The organism is Ruegeria sp. AE4 (genome assembly GCF_056542185.1).
In genome coordinates this window covers 52,143-70,819 of the sequence record NZ_JBQFZK010000014.1, presented here as the reverse complement: position 1 = coordinate 70,819, position 18,677 = coordinate 52,143, and the positions used below count along the sequence as shown (strand labels likewise).

General features: G+C 58.5%; 23 protein-coding genes. 9 read left to right on the top strand and 14 right to left on the bottom strand.

Annotated elements, in window-relative coordinates; translation table 11 throughout:
* Window positions 1–64 precede the first annotated feature (64 nt).
* The 3 genes from panB to glpK all read left to right on the top strand — a co-directional run bounded on the left by panB (window position 65) and on the right by glpK (window position 3,299).
* Window positions 65–904 (top strand): 3-methyl-2-oxobutanoate hydroxymethyltransferase, encoded by an 840-nt coding sequence (panB, locus tag ACR0EK_RS15745; RefSeq protein WP_480898816.1) that lies wholly within the window; start codon window positions 65–67, stop codon window positions 902–904.
* Window positions 901–1,752 (top strand): pantoate--beta-alanine ligase, encoded by an 852-nt coding sequence (panC, locus tag ACR0EK_RS15740; protein ID WP_480560114.1) that lies wholly within the window; start codon window positions 901–903, stop codon window positions 1,750–1,752. The genes panB and panC overlap by 4 nt, the downstream gene beginning before the upstream one ends.
* 68 nt (window positions 1,753–1,820) lie before the next feature.
* On the top strand, window positions 1,821–3,299 hold the full coding sequence (glpK, locus tag ACR0EK_RS15735) for a glycerol kinase GlpK (protein WP_480487857.1): 1,479 nt from the start codon (window positions 1,821–1,823) through the stop codon (window positions 3,297–3,299).
* On the opposite strand, the gene smpB is transcribed toward glpK, so the two are convergent.
* The 6 genes from smpB to arfB form a co-directional block, all read right to left on the bottom strand.
* A complete protein-coding gene (gene smpB, locus ACR0EK_RS15730) occupies window positions 3,296–3,772 on the bottom strand; it encodes an SsrA-binding protein SmpB (protein ID WP_209505165.1) in 477 nt (158 codons plus the stop codon). The genes glpK and smpB overlap by 4 nt on opposite strands.
* A gap of 58 nt (window positions 3,773–3,830) precedes the next feature.
* Complete coding sequence (gene idi / locus ACR0EK_RS15725) at window positions 3,831–4,373, bottom strand: isopentenyl-diphosphate Delta-isomerase (RefSeq protein ID WP_480487859.1); 543 nt, start codon at window positions 4,371–4,373, stop codon at window positions 3,831–3,833.
* 200 nt (window positions 4,374–4,573) lie between these two features.
* Window positions 4,574–4,987, bottom strand: a complete 414-nt coding sequence (locus tag ACR0EK_RS15720; RefSeq protein WP_480482716.1) for a c-type cytochrome — start codon at window positions 4,985–4,987, stop codon at window positions 4,574–4,576.
* Between the two features lie 113 nt (window positions 4,988–5,100).
* Window positions 5,101–6,117, bottom strand: coding sequence for a P1 family peptidase (locus ACR0EK_RS15715; RefSeq protein ID WP_480482714.1), 1,017 nt, complete (start codon window positions 6,115–6,117; stop codon window positions 5,101–5,103).
* 82 nt (window positions 6,118–6,199) lie between these two features.
* Window positions 6,200–6,946 carry an SDR family oxidoreductase gene (locus tag ACR0EK_RS15710; RefSeq protein WP_480772980.1) on the bottom strand — a complete coding sequence of 249 codons (747 nt, stop codon included), beginning with the start codon at window positions 6,944–6,946 and terminating at the stop codon, window positions 6,200–6,202.
* Window positions 6,947–7,006: 60 nt separating this feature from the next.
* Entirely contained in the window at window positions 7,007–7,426 is a 420-nt protein-coding gene (gene arfB, locus ACR0EK_RS15705; protein WP_209505170.1) for an alternative ribosome rescue aminoacyl-tRNA hydrolase ArfB, read from the bottom strand.
* Between the two features lie 216 nt (window positions 7,427–7,642).
* Between arfB and ACR0EK_RS15700 the strand changes: the two genes are divergently transcribed.
* Window positions 7,643–7,948 (top strand): YybH family protein, encoded by a 306-nt coding sequence (locus ACR0EK_RS15700; protein ID WP_480967935.1) that lies wholly within the window; start codon window positions 7,643–7,645, stop codon window positions 7,946–7,948.
* A gap of 40 nt (window positions 7,949–7,988) precedes the next feature.
* Here the strand turns inward: ACR0EK_RS15700 and ACR0EK_RS15695 are convergent, their stop codons facing one another.
* Window positions 7,989–8,486 (bottom strand): CBS domain-containing protein, encoded by a 498-nt coding sequence (locus ACR0EK_RS15695; protein WP_480898813.1) that lies wholly within the window; start codon window positions 8,484–8,486, stop codon window positions 7,989–7,991.
* An 8-nt stretch (window positions 8,487–8,494) separates the two neighbouring features.
* A complete protein-coding gene (gene mgtE / locus ACR0EK_RS15690; protein WP_480898810.1) occupies window positions 8,495–9,859 on the bottom strand; it encodes a magnesium transporter in 1,365 nt (454 codons plus the stop codon).
* Window positions 9,860–9,955: 96 nt separating this feature from the next.
* Between mgtE and ACR0EK_RS15685 the strand changes: the two genes are divergently transcribed.
* Genes ACR0EK_RS15685 through ACR0EK_RS15670 form a run of 4 tightly spaced genes read left to right on the top strand, consistent with a single transcriptional unit; the run spans window position 9,956 to window position 12,682 of the window.
* Complete coding sequence (locus tag ACR0EK_RS15685) at window positions 9,956–10,234, top strand: hypothetical protein (protein WP_480482704.1); 279 nt, start codon at window positions 9,956–9,958, stop codon at window positions 10,232–10,234.
* A gap of 5 nt (window positions 10,235–10,239) precedes the next feature.
* Window positions 10,240–10,740 (top strand): ATP-dependent zinc protease family protein, encoded by a 501-nt coding sequence (locus tag ACR0EK_RS15680; RefSeq protein WP_480487871.1) that lies wholly within the window; start codon window positions 10,240–10,242, stop codon window positions 10,738–10,740.
* Window positions 10,737–11,642 (top strand): 30S ribosomal protein S6--L-glutamate ligase, encoded by a 906-nt coding sequence (rimK, locus tag ACR0EK_RS15675; protein ID WP_480487873.1) that lies wholly within the window; start codon window positions 10,737–10,739, stop codon window positions 11,640–11,642. The genes ACR0EK_RS15680 and rimK overlap by 4 nt, the downstream gene beginning before the upstream one ends.
* Before the next feature lie 5 nt (window positions 11,643–11,647).
* On the top strand, window positions 11,648–12,682 hold the full coding sequence (locus tag ACR0EK_RS15670; protein WP_480487875.1) for a succinylglutamate desuccinylase/aspartoacylase family protein: 1,035 nt from the start codon (window positions 11,648–11,650) through the stop codon (window positions 12,680–12,682).
* Window positions 12,683–12,730: 48 nt separating this feature from the next.
* On the opposite strand, the gene ACR0EK_RS15665 is transcribed toward ACR0EK_RS15670, so the two are convergent.
* The gene (locus ACR0EK_RS15665; protein WP_480546905.1) at window positions 12,731–13,096 is read right to left on the bottom strand and encodes an SPW repeat protein; all 366 of its coding nucleotides are present in this window, start codon (window positions 13,094–13,096) and stop codon (window positions 12,731–12,733) included.
* An 18-nt stretch (window positions 13,097–13,114) separates the two neighbouring features.
* The gene (locus tag ACR0EK_RS15660) at window positions 13,115–13,363 is read right to left on the bottom strand and encodes an EF-hand domain-containing protein (RefSeq protein ID WP_480487879.1); all 249 of its coding nucleotides are present in this window, start codon (window positions 13,361–13,363) and stop codon (window positions 13,115–13,117) included.
* A 355-nt stretch (window positions 13,364–13,718) separates the two neighbouring features.
* On the opposite strand from ACR0EK_RS15660, the gene ACR0EK_RS15655 reads away from it, so the two are divergent.
* The gene (locus ACR0EK_RS15655; protein ID WP_480898802.1) at window positions 13,719–14,486 is read left to right on the top strand and encodes a LysR family transcriptional regulator; all 768 of its coding nucleotides are present in this window, start codon (window positions 13,719–13,721) and stop codon (window positions 14,484–14,486) included.
* A gap of 337 nt (window positions 14,487–14,823) precedes the next feature.
* Here the strand turns inward: ACR0EK_RS15655 and ACR0EK_RS15650 are convergent, their stop codons facing one another.
* The 4 genes from ACR0EK_RS15650 to ACR0EK_RS15635 all read right to left on the bottom strand — a co-directional run bounded on the left by ACR0EK_RS15650 (window position 14,824) and on the right by ACR0EK_RS15635 (window position 18,644).
* On the bottom strand, window positions 14,824–15,468 hold the full coding sequence (locus ACR0EK_RS15650) for a queuosine precursor transporter (RefSeq protein WP_480772988.1): 645 nt from the start codon (window positions 15,466–15,468) through the stop codon (window positions 14,824–14,826).
* Window positions 15,469–15,559: 91 nt separating this feature from the next.
* A complete protein-coding gene (locus tag ACR0EK_RS15645; protein WP_480920097.1) occupies window positions 15,560–16,444 on the bottom strand; it encodes an esterase-like activity of phytase family protein in 885 nt (294 codons plus the stop codon).
* Window positions 16,417–17,280 carry a penicillin-insensitive murein endopeptidase gene (mepA, locus tag ACR0EK_RS15640; protein WP_480920096.1) on the bottom strand — a complete coding sequence of 288 codons (864 nt, stop codon included), beginning with the start codon at window positions 17,278–17,280 and terminating at the stop codon, window positions 16,417–16,419. The genes ACR0EK_RS15645 and mepA overlap by 28 nt, the downstream gene beginning before the upstream one ends.
* Window positions 17,277–18,644, bottom strand: a complete 1,368-nt coding sequence (locus tag ACR0EK_RS15635) for an MFS transporter (RefSeq protein ID WP_480967934.1) — start codon at window positions 18,642–18,644, stop codon at window positions 17,277–17,279. The genes mepA and ACR0EK_RS15635 overlap by 4 nt, the downstream gene beginning before the upstream one ends.
* Between the last annotated feature and the right edge of the window lie 33 nt (window positions 18,645–18,677).

Sequence of the window (18,677 nt, the reverse complement as noted above, 5' to 3'; positions counted from 1 at the left end):
GGTTTCTTTGGCCCCAGCCGATCTGCTATGCCGCACTGCAACATAAGCCCTGCAGGAGCCAACCATGAGCGCCACCGCCCGCAAAAAGGCCCCGAACGCCGAAGATATTCGCGCCCGAAAAGGCGGCGTGCCTCTGGTCTCACTGACCGCATACACAACGCCTATGGCGCGCCTGATGGACACGCATTGTGACTTTGTTCTTGTGGGGGACAGCGTCGGGATGGTTTTGCACGGGCTGGAATCCACCCTTGGTGTCACGATGGAGATGATGATCCTGCACGGTCAGGCCGTCGCACGCGGGTTGAGCACGGCGATGATGGTCATCGACATGCCGTTTGGCAGCTATGAGGAAAGCCCGGCACAAGCGTTTCGCAACGCGGCGCGGCTGATGGCGGAAACCGGTGCAGGGGCAGTCAAGCTGGAAGGCGGTGTCGAGATGGCTGAAACCATCCGCTTTCTGGTCAAGCGCGGCATCCCGGTGATGGCGCATATCGGTCTGACCCCGCAATCGATCAACACGCTGGGCGGCTACAAGGTGCAGGGGCGCGACGAACAGGCCGAAACCGTCATGGCAGATGCCCGCGCCGTGGCCGAGGCCGGTGCGTTTTCCGTGGTGCTTGAGAAAGTGCCGCAAGGTCTGGCCGACAGGATCACCGAACAGGTTTCCATCCCCACCATCGGAATCGGAGCGTCAGCCGGTTGTGACGGGCAGATTCTGGTCGTCGATGACATGGTTGGCTTTTTCACCGCCTTCAAACCCAAATTCGTCAAACGCTATGCCGAGCTTGGCCCGTTGGCCGAAGCCGCCATCGCAGATTACGCGGCCGAAGTGCGTGCGCGAACATTTCCGGCAGACGAACATGTGTTTGCTGATCAGGCTCCGGCGAAAGGACCAAAGACGTGACCGCGCCGATCCTGCGCTCGCTGGCGGAACTGCGAACCAAGACGACAGAATGGCACCGCGCAGGTGACGTTATCGGCGTTGTTCCGACCATGGGCGCATTGCACGAAGGGCATTTGTCGCTGGCGAAGGCCGCCGAGGAGAACTGTGACCGGGTGATCGTGACGATCTTTGTGAACCCCAAGCAGTTCAACAACCCCGAAGACCTGGCGAACTATCCCCGCACGGAACATGAAGACGCCCAAAAGCTGGCCCCTTATGGCGTGGATGCGATCTATGTGCCGGACCCTCAGGAAATCTATCCCGACGGCTTTTCCACCACGGTATCCGTGACCGGTTTGACCGACATGATGGAAGGCCCGTTTCGTCCCGGCCATTTCGAAGGCGTGGCCACTGTAGTGGCCAAACTGTTCCTGCAAACGCAGGCGGACCGAGCCTACTTCGGGGAAAAAGACTATCAGCAACTGCTGGTGGTGCGCCGCATGGCCCGCGATCTGGACATTCCCATCGAGGTTGTCGGCTGCCCAACCGTGCGCGAGCCTTCTGGGCTGGCAATGTCGTCGCGCAATCTGCTTTTGTCGCCTGAGGGTGTAAAGGTCGCGTCCCGCATGAACGAGATCATGCGGCGGGTGGCAGATAAGCTTGCCGCTGGCAAGGATTTCGCGGCGCTGGCGCAAGACGCAAAAGCCGCATTGCTGGACGCTGGTTTTACCGAAGTGGAATATATCGATCTGCGCTGCGCCGAGACGCTGGAAAGCCTGCCCAATGCCAGCAAACCCGCGCGCTTGTTCGTTACGGCCTGGGCCGATGGCGTCCGCCTGATCGACAATATTCCCGTCGATCCGGTCTGATTTCTGCTCTGGCCCCGGCGCCGTTGTTTGCGCTAAAGTCGCGCAAAATGACACCGGGGAGAGCGGACATGACCTTTATTCTGGCAATTGATCAGGGCACCACGTCCTCGCGCGCGATCCTGTTCGACGGGCAGATGAACCGTGTTGGCACCGCTCAGCAGGAGTTCCCCCAGCATTTCCCGCAAGAAGGTTGGGTTGAACACGACCCCGAGGATATCTGGTCCAGCGTCATGCATGTGTGTCGCGAGGTGATGGAAAGCGCCGGTGTTTCGGCTGACCAGATCACGGGTATTGGTATCACCAACCAGCGTGAAACCACCGTGGTCTGGGACAAGCAGACCGGCAAGGCCATCCATAACGCGATTGTCTGGCAGGACCGCCGCACCGCCGAAATCTGCGCCCGATACAAGCAAGCCGGGTGTGAAGATGACGTCACCGCCCAGACCGGCCTGCTGCTGGACCCTTATTTCTCGGGCACCAAGGTCAAATGGCTGCTGGACACCGTTTCAGGCGCACGCGCGCGGGCTGAGGCCGGAGAGTTGCTGTTCGGCACCATCGACAGTTTCCTGATCTGGCGTCTGACCGAAGGTCGTGTCCATGCCACTGACGCCACCAACGCCGCCCGCACCCTGCTGTTCGACATTCACAAAGGCGCCTGGAGCGCTGAGATTTGCGAATTGCTGGATGTACCCGTTCAAATGTTGCCGACCGTGCAGGATTGCGCCTCGGATTTCGGCGCAACCACCTTGCTTGGTGGGAATATCCCCATTCTGGGTGTGGCAGGCGATCAGCAGGCAGCCACCATCGGTCAGGCCTGTTTCCAGCCCGGTATGATGAAATCCACCTATGGCACGGGCTGTTTCGCGCTGCTGAACACGGGCGCGCAGCCGGTTGAATCGAAAAACCGCCTGCTGACAACAATCGCTTACCAATTGGACGGTCAGCGCACCTATGCGCTGGAAGGGTCGATCTTTATCGCCGGGGCCGCCGTGCAATGGCTGCGCGATGCGTTGCAGATCATCGATTCGGCCCCGCAAAGCGGCGATCTGGCGGCGCAGGCCGACCCGAACCAGCATGTGATTCTGGTGCCGGCGTTCACGGGCCTTGGGGCTCCTTACTGGAAGCCGGATTGCCGCGGTGCGATGTTCGGGCTGACACGCAATTCCGGCCGGGCCGAGATTGCCCGCGCCACGCTGGAAAGCATCGCCTTTCAGACCCGCGACCTGTGGCACGCCATGCAGGGCGACTGGGGGGCCGAGGCGGATGTCATCTTGCGCGTCGACGGCGGGATGAGTGCATCTGACTGGACCATGCAGGGTCTTTCAGATTGTCTGGGTGCCCCGGTGGATCGCCCGGTTATGCAGGAAACGACCGCCCTAGGCGCCGCATGGCTGGCAGGTATGAAAGCCGGGATTTACCCGGATCAGGCCGGTTTTGCCGAAACATGGGCGCTGGACCGCCGGTTCGAGCCAACGCAAGAGCAAGCCGAACGCGACGCGGCCTATGATCGCTGGCAACGGGCGGTTCAGGCGGCGATGGCGTTCTAGCTGTGATCTTTCAACAAGCGCTGCTTTTGCCGTGACCAGTCGCGCTTGGCCTGGGTTTCGCGCTTGTCGTGGGTTTTCTTACCCTTGGCGATGCCGATTTTGATCTTGGCCAGTCCTCTGTGGTTGAAATACAGAACCAGCGGCACCAGCGTCATGCCCTTGCGCTGCGTCGCGTTCCACAGGTTCGACATCTGCTTGCGGGACACCAGCAGTTTCCGGCGGCGACGTTCTTCATGCTTGAACATCTTGGCCTGCTCATACGGCGCGATATAGCTGTTGACCAGCCACAGTTCTCCGTCATCGACCGTGGCATAGCTTTCGGCGATGTTCGAGCCGCCCGCGCGCAGGGATTTGACCTCGGACCCCTGCAGGATGATGCCACATTCAATGTCCTCTTCGATTGCGTAATCGAAGCGGGCGCGCCGGTTTTCGGCGATTACCTTGTAATTCGGGTCTGTCTTCTGCTTGGCCATGACGCGTTGATTTAGGCGGCTTGGGCCGCCCTTGCAAGGCAGGGATTTTCGGTGTGCCTCAGGATTTAGCTGAAATGATCAGGTCCGGGCCGAAAATCGTGTCCGCATGGTTGTGCAGGTAGATCTTGAGCCACGGTGTAAACCGATCCGGGTGGCGGGCCACTTCGGCCAACAGGTCATGGTAGTCGATCCAGCGGATATCCATGACTTCGTCCGGATCAGGCGCGATTTTCAGCGGTCCGCGCACATGGGCCAGAAAAACGTCGACCACTTCGTTTTCCACCATGCAGTTCCCAACATCGGCGTGGTATTCCAAACGGTGACGGTATTCAGGATAAAGACCTGTGATCCCCAGTTCTTCGTTCAAACGGCGCACGGCGCAGGTTGACGAGCTTTCGTCCCAGTCGGGGTGTGTGCAGCAAGTGTTCGCCCACAGGCCGGGCGTGTGGTACTTGCCCAGCGCCCGACGCTGCAACAAAATCTCGGTGCCCCTAACGACAAACACCGACACGGCCTTGTGCTTGAGGCCCTTTTCGTGAGCTTCAAGTTTGTCTACCGGGGTCAATTCACCATTGACCCAAGCCGGGATCATAATGCCCATCTGTCCTCTCCTGTTGCCAATCCGCCTGACGGGCGCTGATGTTGGGTTTAGCTGTTGCCGGGTCGGCTTGGCGTTGCGGCACACTCTGCGGTTTGCCGTCAGATACCAAAGTGGCGCTGTTCTACACTGGTATCAATCGCACCAAAGGCCGCAGGGGCTGCGGCCTTTGGTCCTTGTGCATGGGTGCACAATGCTAGCGTTTATTCGCCTGATACACTGACGATATAGGCGTAGACGTCTTCACCGCCGCTTTTCAGTTTGAAGGTCATTTTCGACTTGGCAGCGGTGTCGTCCAGATACGATTTCAGGAAGCCCTTAGGGTCCTGCGTGTATTCCGCAAAGGAGGCCTCATCCCAGACCAAACCCTTCTCACCGGCTGCGACGATGCTGTCGCCATATTTGAAGTCTTCGTAGGTTCCGGCAGTGCGGCCGGCGACACCAAAGAGGTTGGGACCGGTTTTTCCGCCTTTGACAATGACTTCTCCGGCCGGGTCAGCGATCATGTGGCAGGACTTGCATTTGTTGAAAGCTTTCTCACCGGCTTCGGCATCGCCTTCGGCATGGGCGGGCAGCGCCAGCAGGCCAGCGATTGCGATAGTGAGGATACGATTCATAGCTTGTGCTCCGATACAAATTGGCTGCACCGAATGGACCCCCGGCGCATAAAAGTGTCAACGCGCGGATTGCCGCGCGCATCTACAGTGCCACTGCGACACATGGTGTGTCCTTAACTTAAGTCATGTACAGCGGTCCAGCAGGGCAACAGGTCTCCTTCCGCCGGGGTCGCCAGATAAACCGCCCGCGCGATGGCGCGGGACAGGCACAGCGAAGCCGCGTGCCCGATCAGAGCGAGATCGGCCTCGGATGCGATGGGGCGGGCGCCGGTACTGATGCCAAAAACCAGATCACCGTCGCCGGGTGTGTGTGCGGGAAGGATCGCCCGGGCAATTCCGTCGTGGGCGGCAACGGCCAATCTTTGGCATTGTGGTTTGGTCAATGCGGCATCCGTGGCAACGATGGCGATGGTCGTGTTTGTCTGTTCGGGTTGCGCTGGACTCATGGCCATCGCTTTGCGGCTGGGGCGGATCCGGCTTTGATCCGGCGACATATCGGGGCCCAGCCCGCCAAATTCTGCACCTTGTTCAAAGGGTGCCGCCCAAAAGTGCCGGTCACCCGGTGTTGTGACACTGCCCAGCGGGTTCGTCGCAACGAGGGCCCCGACCGTGACCCCATCAGGCAGAATGGACGAAGCAGAGCCAAGCCCGCCCTTCTGCATTGCGGCCAACGCCCCGGTGCCCGCCCCGACGGACCCCAAATCAAAATCTTTTGAAGCGGCCAGATAAGCGGCTCGCCCCAGCGCACGATAGGGGTTTTCCGCCCAATCCTTTGCACCGCCATTGAGCAGATCAAACAGGATCGCGCCGGGAATGATCGGAACCTTCGCGGACCCAACGGGAAATCCGCGCCCTTCGGCCCGCATCGCATCTGAAACACCCGAGCAGGCGTCCAGTCCAAATGCCGATCCGCCGGACAGAACCAGCGCGTCCACCCCTGTGACGGTTTTGTCAGGCGCAAGCAGATCGGTTTCGCGCGTACCCGGTGCCCCGCCCATCACATGGACCGACGCTACAAACGGTTTATCTGCCGTGAGAACCGTGGTCCCGGACTTCAGAGCGTCGTCCTGTGCGTTTCCAACCTTCAGGCCGGGGACATCGGTAATCAGGTTTCTTGGTCCAGGGATCATCTTGAACTCGGGATTGGTGCGGGGAAGCGCGCGGGCGCGCGCTGCCTCCGGCGGGGATATTTTTGGCCAGATGAAGAGCGGATCAGATACATCGGCCGCCATCAACCTCGAGCGCGGTGCCGGTGATCATGCTGGCCTCGTCCGAACACAGGAAACAGGCGGCGTTGGCCATGTCTTCGGGTGTTGAAAACCGTCCCAATGGGATGGTCGCCAGGAACTTGGCGCGAATCTCGGGCGTGTCTTCGCCCATGAAAGATTTCAACAGCGGTGTTTCACCCGCGACTGGACAGATCGCGTTCACGCGAATGCCGGTTGGGGCCAGTTCGACCGCCATAGTTTTGGTTGCCGTGATCATCCACCCTTTGGACGCGTTGTACCAGTTCAGATTCGGGCGCGGTGACAGGCCCGCTGTCGAGGCCACGTTCAGAATTGCGCCCGCGCCGCGCACCTTCATATGGGGAACAAATGCCCGGGCGGTCAGATAGACGGACTTCATGTTCACGTTGAAGACCCGGTCGAAATCATCCTCGGTGACGTTTTCCAGAGGGGTTGGCAAGTGGGTGACACCTGCATTGTTTACCAGAATATCGAGCGCCCCAAAGGCGGCAAGTGCCGTGTCCGCCATCACTTGAACCGAAGCCCCGTCGCCGACGTCGACCTGATGCGCCAATGCCCCGGCCCCAAGTTGCGCCGCCATCTCAGCGGCTGCGTCACCGTTGATATCCGCAATCATGACGCGTGCGCCTTCGGCTTGGAATTTCTGCACGATCCCCGCACCGAACCCGGATGCGCCGCCGGTGACGATTGCGGTTTTTCCCTCCAGCCTCATGACGTTACCCTTTTGCAGCCTTTGCGGGCCAGACTATCAACGCCCCGGCAAGATGCCAGATCAATCTTCAGACACCTTGCCCCGCAGCGCCTTGACGTCGCCACGCGCCTTTTTCGCGGCAAGCCGACGCTTGACCGAGCCATAGGTCGGTTTCGTTGCGATCCGCCGTTTAGGTTTGACCAGCGCGCGGGAGATCAGTTCTGCCAGCCTTGCGCGCGCGATTTCACGGTTGCGGGCCTGCGAGCGTGTTTCCTCACATTGAATGATGATTGCGCCGTCTTTGGTCCAGCGTCGCCCGGCCAGTCGCTTTAACCGGGCCTTGACCGGATCGGGCAAGGACGGCGAGCGTGCAGCTTCGAAGCGCAGCTCGACTGCGGTCGACACCTTGTTGACATTCTGCCCTCCGGGACCGGACGACCGTACAAAGCTTTCGGTCATTTCCCAGTCTTGCAGCGCGATATCATCGGTGATGTGCAGCATGGCAGTGTCAGCTTGGTGACTTGGGCGAATGAAAAAGAAGAGTCGCGATCCCGACCCGTGCCGTCGGATACCCGCAACATGCGGGCGGGCGTAAGCCATTGCGGCACAGCATTTCAGCAAGTCTCCTCATCCTCGGTGCCTAACGCAGTGCATATGTGCGATCAAGCCTGCTTTGGCAGGTCGCGCAATTCAGAATCCTGGCGGTGGCCGGGACGTTTGTTCGCGTCAGCTGCGTTCTTTACCGAAGACGTCATGTTGTTGGCGCCCGGCGAGCCCCTGCTGCGCGGGCGCGAAGCGTTCATCGAAGCCTATAAGGAAAGAATGAAGGAAAACATCGGCGGAACACATACAAATGAGTTGATCGATTTCGGTGTCGATAGTGATACCGCCTATCAGGTCGGATCCTTTGCATTTGCTGACTCTGATCCGCCGGAAAAAGGGAAGTTTGTGAACGTCCTGAAACGCCAGACGGACGGCACCTGGAAAGTCAGCATTTCCATCTTCAACAGTGACCTTCCTTAGCGGCCCTGAATAGAGAGTGAGCAGACATGGAACCGCGGTGTCAGGCTATTGACTGGCCCTGAGCCCCGCGGGCGATATCGCGCAACACCTTCAGCTCCAGCTCGTCTTCCTCATGCACCCGTGCCAGGATTTCTTTACTGCTCACAACGGCAATTGCTTTTCCATTCTGAGTTACGACAAGGTTTCGGATCTTGTGTTTGGCCATCAGATTAAGGCCATTGGACAACTTCGAGCCCAGCGCGCAGGTGACGGGTTTTTCCGTCATCCAGTCACCCACAGTCTGCTTGTAAAAAGCCGAGCCGGAATCCGCCAGGCACAGCAGCACGTCATGATCCGTGATAATCCCGACCAGCTTCCCATCGCTGAGAACCGCCAGCGCATTCACGTCCAGCAACGCAATGGTGACGGCCGCATCGAACACCGTTGTGTCAGTATCGCAAAATGGCGGCTTTTTCAGGTTCTGCGTTTTGACAATGCTTGAGATCGTCATGTCTTCCTCGTGGCTGAGCGCCCGACCCTTGTGTTGATCAGGGCGCATGAAAAACACTAATTCAGGAGCGGCATCATCGCCGTTGCAAGGCTCAGGACCAGAAAAAAACCCGCCATGTCAGTGATCGTTGTCAGCAAAGGGCCACTGGCGACCGCCGGGTCCTGACCGATGCGCTTTAACAACAATGGCAGAACGCCACCGATCGATACCGCGATGATCGTGTTCAGGCCCAGCGCGCCGCCAATCACCAAACCCAGAAACGGGTTTCCTTTCCACATCCAAGCAACGAGTCCGATTAGCAGGCCAAGGACACAGCCGTTGATGATGCCGACCGAGACCTCTTTTAACCAGACCCGCATAGCATCAATGGGCCGAACCAGACCAAGCGACAGCTCGCGCATGCTGACAGCAACGGCCTGATTGCCGGAACAACCGCTCATATCCGAGACCATCGGCAGAAACACAGCCAGAGCGATCACGGCGGCAAGGGTCTGTTCATAGGCGGCAATCACGCTGGCCGCGATCACGTTGAGCACGATGTTGGCCGACAGCCATTGAAGCCGCCGCCGCGCCCTGAGCGGCAAGGGCATCGATCGCAGTTCGTCCCCAAAGACACCCTGACGTTTCAGGCTTGCCGATTCCGCGCGCTCTAGCAGGGCCTCATCCACGGCAGAGCGGGAAACGACACCCACAAGATTCCCGTCCGTTTCGACAACCGGCAACCCAAGAAAAGGGTGCTCATCGAAAAGGTCCTCCAGTTCTTCCAGCGGCATGCTGGCCGGAACCGTGATAGGGGGCACCATGATATCGGTGAGTTTGATGCTTCGCCGTGTGGACAGCAGGCTGCGTAAGGACAGCACTCCGACAGGCACGCCATCGGAATTCAAAACGTAGGGGTGCTGGCCACGGTAACGTTCCAGATCGTATTCTTCATGAGCGAAACGCCGCAAAACCTTTCCGACTGTATCGCCATCGGAAAAGGTAAAGGCTTCGGCCACCATCAGACCACCGGCGACATCGTCGTCATATTCAACCAGCCGCCGGACATCCGCCGCATCTTCCGGGTCCATCCGGGCAAGGATCGCTTCTGCATCGGCGTCTTCCAGTTCACCGATCACATCCGCCTGAATGTCGGAATCCAGCTCAAGGATGATCTCGGCGGCCTGATCGGATACCAAGCGTTCGACAAGATCGACCGCCAGCGCGTTTGGCGCTTCTTCGACCAGTTCGGCCGCACGTTCCGGTGGCAGCAACGAGAGCGCGGCGCTTCGCTGGTCAACGGGCAGGTTGAGCAATTCCCGCAGTGCATCGCTTAACGAAAGCGGATCAAGCAGGTCTGCCAGCGCCGCCCCGTCGCGATTTTCCAACGCCAGCTGAAGCTGCGTCCCTGTTTCCTTTGGTAAGGAGTCCGTATCGCTCATCCGCCGACCTGTGGGGGTATAGATTCTTAACTTACGCCGATATAGCAGAAATTATTTGCCTATAGACAAAAAAATTTTTGATTTGTAAGAAAGTGCATGCAGGAAAATGACTGGATATCCGCCGCAGCCGAACGTCTGGCCGTCTTGTACGATCAGGAGTTTGGCGGCAAGGCCAGCGGACGGTATCGCATTCCGGACAAGCTGGTGCGTCGGATCGCCGGGCGCAGGCGTTTGTATGAAGCAGATATCCGCGCCCTGTCGATCGCACTTTTTGAACTTGGGTATGTGTTAATCGATATGGATAGTTTTTACGTTGTGATGAGCGCGAATTCGTTTGTGAATTACCGGCGCGCCAATGATGACTGCGTGGCTTAGTCGCCATGGCTAAACAAACAGGATACCCCGAAGTCATAGGATGGCGCGAGCGGATCAGCCTGCCCGAGTTCGGGATCGAGCATATTCCAGCAAAGATAGACACAGGCGCCAGAACCGCGGCCCTGCATGCCGTGGACCAGACCGTGTTCGAGGTTGATGGCGAACGATGGGTCGAGTTCATGATCCCGGTCCATAACCGCCGTTCATCGGGTCGGGTGCGCACGCGGGTTGTAGACGAGCGGGAAATCAAGAACACTGGTGGCATTCCGGAACGCCGGTTGATTGTCAGAACGCAACTTCTGCTTGGACGGCATCGCTGGCTGATCGACGTTTCGCTGGCCAATCGCGCGAGGATGGAGTTTGATCTGATCCTTGGCCGTACCGCCATTCGACGGCGCGGGATCCTTGTCGATCCCGGCCACTCATATCTTCTGGATGCACGAAAAGACCCGAAAAAGATGAAGAGCAAGACAAGATCCAAGGACGCAGAAGGACGACATCAATGAAGCTTGTCATGCTTGCCCGAAATCCAAACCTGTATTCCCACCAGCGTCTGAAAGAGGCTGCTGAACAACGCGGGCACCAGTTGGATATCGTGAACACGCTACGCTGTTACATGAATATCGCGTCGCGCCGACCCGAGGTTTATTACGACGGCAAAAAGCTTGGGCGCTATGACGCGGTGATCCCACGGATCGGCGCTTCGGTCACATTCTATGGGCTGGCCGTGTTGCGGCAGTTCGAAATCATGGGTGTATTTCCGCTCAACGAGTCGGTTGCAATTGGCAGATCCCGTGACAAGTTGCGGTCCATGCAGCTGATGGCACGTGACGGGATCGGATTGCCGGTCACCACCTTCGCGCATGACCCGAAACAGACCGACGAAGTTCTCAAACTGGCGGGGGACGCTCCGCTGGTGGTCAAGCTGCTGGAGGGCACGCAGGGCATCGGAGTGGTGCTTGCGGATTCAAACCGGTCGGCAAAATCCGTGGTCGAGGCGTTTCGCGGCGCCAAGGTCAACATCATGGTACAGGAGTTCATCAAGGAAGCAGGCGGCACGGATATTCGTGCGCTTGTGGTCGGTGGAAAGGTGATCGCGGCGATGCAACGAAAAGGGGCAGAGGGCGAGTTCAGATCAAACCTGCATCGGGGTGGCAGCGCCAAGCCTATCAAAATCTCACCCGAGGAACGCTCGACAGCCGTGCGTGCGGCCAAGGCCATGGGTCTTAATGTGTGCGGTGTCGATATGCTGCGCGCCAATCACGGCGCCGTGGTGATGGAAGTAAACTCTTCGCCCGGGCTTGAAGGTGTTGAAAAGGCCACCGGCATTGATGTCGCGGGCAAAATCATCGAGTTTCTCGAAAAGAATGCAGCCAAAGGCAACACAAAGACACGAGGCCGTGGGTAAAGGTGATGCGCGGTCCCTTTGAAATCGGAGGTTTTCGCGTACCGCCCGGCACACGAACCACTCTGGATTTGCCGGTTAGCGTACTGTCGGATCACACGCCGGTAAGCATGTCAGTACACGTGGTTCACGGTCGCCGCCCCGGACCGGTCCTGTTCGTCAGTGCCGCCGTTCACGGCGATGAAGTGATCGGCGTGGAAATCGCGCGGCGACTGCTTCGGGCGCCACAACTTGACAAGCTTGCGGGTACCTTGCTGGTTATCCCGATCGTGAATGCCTTTGGTTTCATGACACATTCCCGATACCTTCCCGACCGGCGCGACCTGAACCGTTCCTTCCCCGGCAGCGAGGGGGGGTCGCTGGCCGGTCGGCTGGCGCATCTTTTCATGACCGAGATCGTCGAGCGGTCGGACCTGGGGATCGATCTTCATTCTGCCGCGATTCATCGCACCAATCTGCCGCAGATCCGCGTCTCTCCGGCTTCGGATGTCACCCTTAGATACGCGGATGCCTTCGGTGCGCCCGTGGTGATGATTTCAAAGCTGCGCGACGGGTCACTGCGCAAGGCCGCGCAAGAGCGTGGTGTGGATATCCTGCTGTTCGAGGGCGGTGAGGGTCTGCGTTTCGACGAACTGTCTGCGCGGGCGGGGGTTGCAGGCATCCTTCGGGTGATGAACGCAAAGGGCATGGTTGCCAAGCGTGGCATCGCCGCTGTGCGCGAAAAGCCTGTCCATGTCCGGTCAAGCTCATGGATGCGCGCGCCCGCCGGTGGCCTGTTGCGGACTTTCAAAGCGACCGGAGAATACGTGGCCGCCGGTGACCTGCTTGGACGCATTTCCGACCCGTTCGGAGAACTCAGGACCGATATCATCTGCGAAACCACGGGTATCATCGTGGGGCGCACTAATCTGCCTGTCGTTCATGAAGGTGACGCGTTGTTTCATATTGCGGAAACGACCGGCTCGGATGTCGAAATGCGGGTCGATACAATTGCCAGCCAGCTTGACGGCGATCCGATGTTCGATGAGGACGAGATCATTTAGACGCCGGAGCCAAAAGAAACGCGGGGCAGTTGCCTGCCCCGCGCCAGCCTACAGGATCGCACGCAATCTGTTGCTCGCCAGCGCCTCCCAAGCGGCGAGCGCGATCAGCGCAGATCCCGTGAGCCAAGCATTTGCCACTGCCACACCATGACCGGTAAAATGCAGCACCTCGGGCGCGGCGATCAGCAATGCCCCGACCGCCAATACCGGAGCCACCCGTGCGAGAAGGTGGCCCCGGCCGCTAGCGCCTGACATGACCAACACACCAATACCGATCGTCATGAAGGCGAGCGACTCACGGTCAGACGAACCGTGAGCTAGGGTTTTCTGGCTGAACAGTACAAATGGGGACAGCACTAACCAGATACCCATTCCGGCAAGCATCCACCTGTAGGGTGGAGAGGGGTTTCTCATGTTCTTGGCAACCCTGGCTTATTCGTCACCTTTGGGATCAGGAAGCAACTTTGCCTCGACCGCAGCGACCATTTCTTCGTCATTGACGAAACCGTCGGCATCCGTGTCAATTTCGGCAAAGCTCTCACTGGTAATATCGGGATACTTTGTCTGTAGCTCGGTCAGCGAAGCCAGACCATCACCGTCCGTGTCCAGTCCTACCGGCAAGGCAGCGGCCGGAAGGGCAAGGAATGACGCGAGCAGAGCAACAACAGAAACTCGACTCATTTTGTTCTCCATCAGGGAAAGGGCAGTTTACCCATTGAGGGGTTGGTGCAGCGCTTGGGTGTCGGAGGCTTATCTACGGCAGACAGATTACACCTGTTCCGCAGATCGGGTTGTCCACTATACGATGAAAACTGTTGATTGGCGGTCCGATCCGGTGGGGGCACTTTCGCGCTACGCAGCATATATCGCACATCCGCATAGCGTTGAATAACGAATTTATATCACCCATAATATCGAATATTCAAATAGGTGAACGATGGACATTGAGCTCGCCCGAACTTTCCTTGCGGTCGTTGAAACCGGTACTTTTCTTGACGCAGCGGACAAGGTCCATGTTACGTAATCGACTGTCAGCATGCGGATTCGAACGCTCGAACAACAGCTTGGACAGCCCGTTTTTGAACGCAGCAAGTCTGGTGCGACCCTGACCATTGCCGGGCGGCATTTCCTCAAACATGCGCAGGTTCTGGTGCGAACGTGGACCCAGGCTAAGCTGGATGCCGGTCTGCCTGCTTCGATGGCAGCCGCCTTGGAAATCGGCGCAACACCAAGCCTTTGGGACGGCTATCTAATCAACGCCCTGCCCGAGTTGATGGCGGCACTCCCTGACGTCGCCATCCGGGCGACAGCGGCCTCGTCGGAAACACTCACGCGCGAAATCGAGGAAGGCAGCCTGGGTCTTGCCATCATGTACCGGCCGCGAAACGCACCGGGCTTGTCCGCGCTCCAGCTTTTCGAGGACGAGTTTGTTCTTGTCAGCAGCGGCCCGGAAGCCCTGCCCGCTGATCTGGGCAACGCTTATGTCCTGATAGACTGGGGCCCGGAGTTTCGCGCCGATCATATGTTGAACTTTCCGGAACTTGATGCTCCGCGCCTTCAGCTGGGCATTGGCACCCTCGGCCTGCAATATCTTCGGTCGGTTCCCTCGGCCGGATACTTCCCACGGCGCGTTGTCGAACCGGAACTTCGCAAAGGCTGGCTCAAGTTGATCGAAATGGCACCCAGATTCGCTTATGCCGCCTATGTCGTGTTCGATGAAAGCGAGGAAGAAGGATATCCGGGTCAGGCCGCGCGGCAGCTTTGCCAGACATCAAGTGCACGCGGCCAGACACCGAAGCTTTGACGACACGTATTCACGCCGTTGCCGCGACCAAGCTTTATGCTGCGTCAAACGCAGCCAGCCTCCGCGCACGGTAAGTTTTGAACACCCCCAGAAAGTGAAGGGATCAAAAAGGGCCGCCCCAGCGGGACGGCCCTTCGAAAGTTCAGGAGGTCGGGTCGGTTAGATCAATCGACCAGCCGGAGCGAGCGCTCCGCCAAGGGCTGCCCTAACGGGCGATCCCCCCGGTTGTTCCGACACCTCTCTCCAATCTCTTTCTTGACACTGGATCACCTCCTTTTCTATCTGTTGCGGTTGAAAAGAAGCGTGCCACAAGTTGTGCCATTCTCAAAGCGTTTTTTTACACAGGCTGCACAGTCAGCCGCGCAACGATCACCTTGAACGGGATCAGGGCGATCAGCGCCAGTGAAAGCTTCACCAACCAGTCCGCAAAAGCCAGCGTCACCCAAAGTGGTGCCATCGGGCCGGACAGCATGAACGGAACAGGTTCCCACGCCCAGTTGATTGCGGCGTCAGCATTGGCGCCGAAGAAGGTGACCGAAGCCGAAAAGGCGAGGGTGAAGAAGATCGCGGTATCCAGTGCCGACCCCACCAGCGTCGACACCAGCGGTGCACGCCACCAGCGACCACCGCGCAGGGAATTGAACACGGTGACATCCGTCAGTTGCGCGATCAGGAAGGCGGTTCCCGATGCAACGGCGATGCGCAGCGGTACGGCAGCATAGGTGAACCCGTCACCCTGCAACATGATCTGGCTGCCGATCAGCGAACAGATAACACCGGTGACAAAGCCGGCAAACACGACCTTACGGGCCGGACCCACGCCATAGACGCGGTTCATGATGTCTGTAACCAGAAAGGCCAGCGGATAGGTGAAAGCACCCCATGTCAGCAGCCCGTCAAGGATCAGGAACTGGACCAGAATGTTCGAGGCCACAACAATGGTGGCCATGGCAATAATGCCGGGAATGAAGTTACGTTGCATGTTTTGATGCCCGTTTTGACAAGGTAGCGGCGACTTGGCCAAGGGACCGTCCCAAGGCAAGCCGTGCCTTTAGACCTTTGCCTGCGCTCTGTCAATCGGGCAGCAGGTATTCCACAAGTTCGGTCCGCTGCAACGCCAGAAAGTTGTCATCTGAAATCATCGTGGCGCGCAACCGGCCCTGCCCGTCGCGCCAGACCGACAATCCTTCGAGGTTGTCATGCGCGCCCGTTCCGGTTTCGAACAGGGTTTCCTCGGTGCCTGGTTTCTCGTCTACCACGTCCCATCGCCGCAGTCGCGATCGAAAACCGACCAAGGATACCTTGCGTTCCAAAACGTAGAACCGTCCATCGGGACCGAAATCCGCGGCAACGGGTTTAAAGCCGCTGCGCTGTGGCAGAACAAACGGGGTCGACCATGTGCCGCCATTCCAACGGTAAACCGGAATGTCCCCTTTAGCGGTGCGGTTCTTTTCCGGCAAAGTGTAAAGCCAGCCGCGCCCATCAATGGCCAGAGCTTCGAAAGAACCATTGTCGGCAAGGTCCCGAAACGCATTCGGGCGAGGTAACACACGCGCGCTTGAGCCCGGTGCAGGGTAATAGGCGACACGATGCACCCCTTCGAACGAGATGAATATCCCGCCATCCGGCGTCACCGCGATGCCTTCGGAATCGCCGACGCCGCCTTTCATGACATGCCCATTGCTGGACAGCACCGGCCATTGACCAAGTACGTTAATATCCGCGATCCGGCCTTCGCGCCGCTCAATCCGCGCGGTCACGATCCGCGCCCGGTCGCTAAGCGCAATCATCTGGCGTCCGTCATCCGAGACGTGAAGCGCAGAAAACCCGCCAAACCAACTTGCTGGATAGTGCCACGCGAAACTGTTCAAGTGGGCAGCGGATTTCACATCCAGCGCAGCAGCCACCGGGGCAAGGATCAGCGCAGCACTCAGTTGGATTGCAAAACGGCGGAGCATTGTTGCGGTAAGTCGGCCAGAACGTATTCCCGGCGTTTCTTCGGCGGCGGTGCATTCGGATCGGGTGGCGGCGGGTTCAAAATGTTTTGCACCCATTGCCGGGCCTCGGCGCAGCCATCGCCTTTGGGGGGTGGGTCTTGATTCACGCAACCCTTTGACCCTCTGGGGCAGTTCAGGCGCACGTGGAAATGATAGTGATGCCCCCACCAGGGCCTGATTTTCCGCAGATAGGCGCGATTGCCTTTTTCGTCATCGCACATCTGAACCTTGGCCCCGGGAAACACGAAAATCCGGGCCACACGCTTGTCTTTTGCCGCTTCACGCAACAGTGCATGATGCTGCTTGGTCCAGTTGCCGTTGACGTAAGCGCCATTGGAACGACGAAGAGAGATGGACGAGATGTTTTCGCGTGACTTGCGGCTCAGGCGCATGTTTTCGCCCGGCAGCATCCAGATATCGATGTCCAGCCCCAGCTGATGGCTGCGATGGCCCGAGGTCATCGGCCCGCCGCGTGGCTGGCTGATATCCCCTATATAGAGACCGTTCCATCCCGGTTGACTGGCTGCAAACCTGCTGAGGTCCTGCACGTAGTCAATCGTCTGCGGATGCCCCCAGTTGCGATTACGCGACAGGCGCATCGCCTGCCAAGTAGGCCCCGTTTCAGGCAGTTGAACTGCCCCCGCAGCACATCCGCGCGAATAACTGCCGAAAGCGGCCGGTTTTTGCTGTGAACCTTGTTTCTGCGCCCCGAACAACTGCTTTGCCAGCGGTTCTGCCGTCGCAGTGCCTGCAAAAGCAAGCGCCGCCAAAATTACCAAAAAACGTTTTATTATCATCTGCTCTGATCCCCTTCCGGTCTCACCCAGCGCATCAGGAATAGACCCAGAATAAACAACAGAACGATGGGTGACACCCCCAGACGAGCACTTCCTGTCACCGTGGTGGCGATCCCGATCAGAAGTGGCGCAGCAAAGGCGGTGGCACGACCCGACAGACCATAAAGGCCAAAGCTTTCGACGGGGGTTGCCGGGTCCGTATGCCGGACCATCATCGACCGGCTACAGGATTGCAGAATGCCGCCCATGCCTCCGATCAGGATACCGCAACCAAAGAAAACCATATCCGGCAAGCCCGACCCTTCGGGCATGGCGATACCGAATATCTGGGACCGGTCCATTGAAACGATGGTGATGCAGACAAGGATCAACACCCAGATCGCAACGATGATCACGGGCTTGGGACCATATTTCTTGTCCAGCTTGCCGCCCACCCAGGAAAATGCCGCTGCAGCCAGAACGCTGACGATGCCGAAAACACCGATCTTGATCAGGTCCCATTCCAACACTAGCCGGGCATAGACGCCGCCAAAACTGTAAAGCCCGTTCAGCGCATCCCGATAGAACATGGATGAGCCCAGGTAACTGGCCAAACTGGTGCGATGGCGCAGGTTAGACACTGATTTTGCCAACAGCCGCAGCGCATCGGCAACGCTGCCCTTTTTGTTTGTCGTTTCGTCGTCATGGACCCAAAGGAAGTAGGGCACCATGAACAGAATGAACCACCCCGCAGTAAACGGCCCAACAAACCGCGTACCCTGCTGTTGCGACGCATCCAGCCCAAACAAGGGGTCCATCCCGATCAGCGTTTTGCCGTTGGCCTGCTCCACAAACAGTGCAAGCATGATCGCCAGCGAGATCAGGCCGCCGAAATAGCCGAAGGCAAAGCCCGAGCCGGAGATTTCGCCCACTTCGCTGTCATCACCCAGATCGGGCAGTTGGGAATTGATGAAGATCAGGGCGTATTCCGCGCCGATGAAACCCAGACCAAAGGCAGACAGCATCAACCACATGTTCGAGCCATCGGGCATCGTGTACCAAAGCGCGCCGGAACCTACTGCGTACATCACGGAAAAGGCGAATATCCAGGGGATTCGCCGACCCGACACATCGGCCATCGCCCCCATCAGCGGTGCACCGAAGGCAATAATCAAACCAACTATGGTCATGCAGTTGGCCCAAACCACCTGCGCCTGTGCATCTGCAGACCCCGCGTCCAGGCCGGATGCCAGATAATATTCCGCAGCGACGCCCGCGAAGTAAGGGCCGAACACGAACGTGACCAAAAGAGTGTGATAGGGCTGACTGGCCCAATCGAAGAACCACCAGCCCCAGATACGCCTGCGCTTGGATATTTCTGCCATTTCTGCCCCTGTTTTCTTGTTGCGGTCATAAGA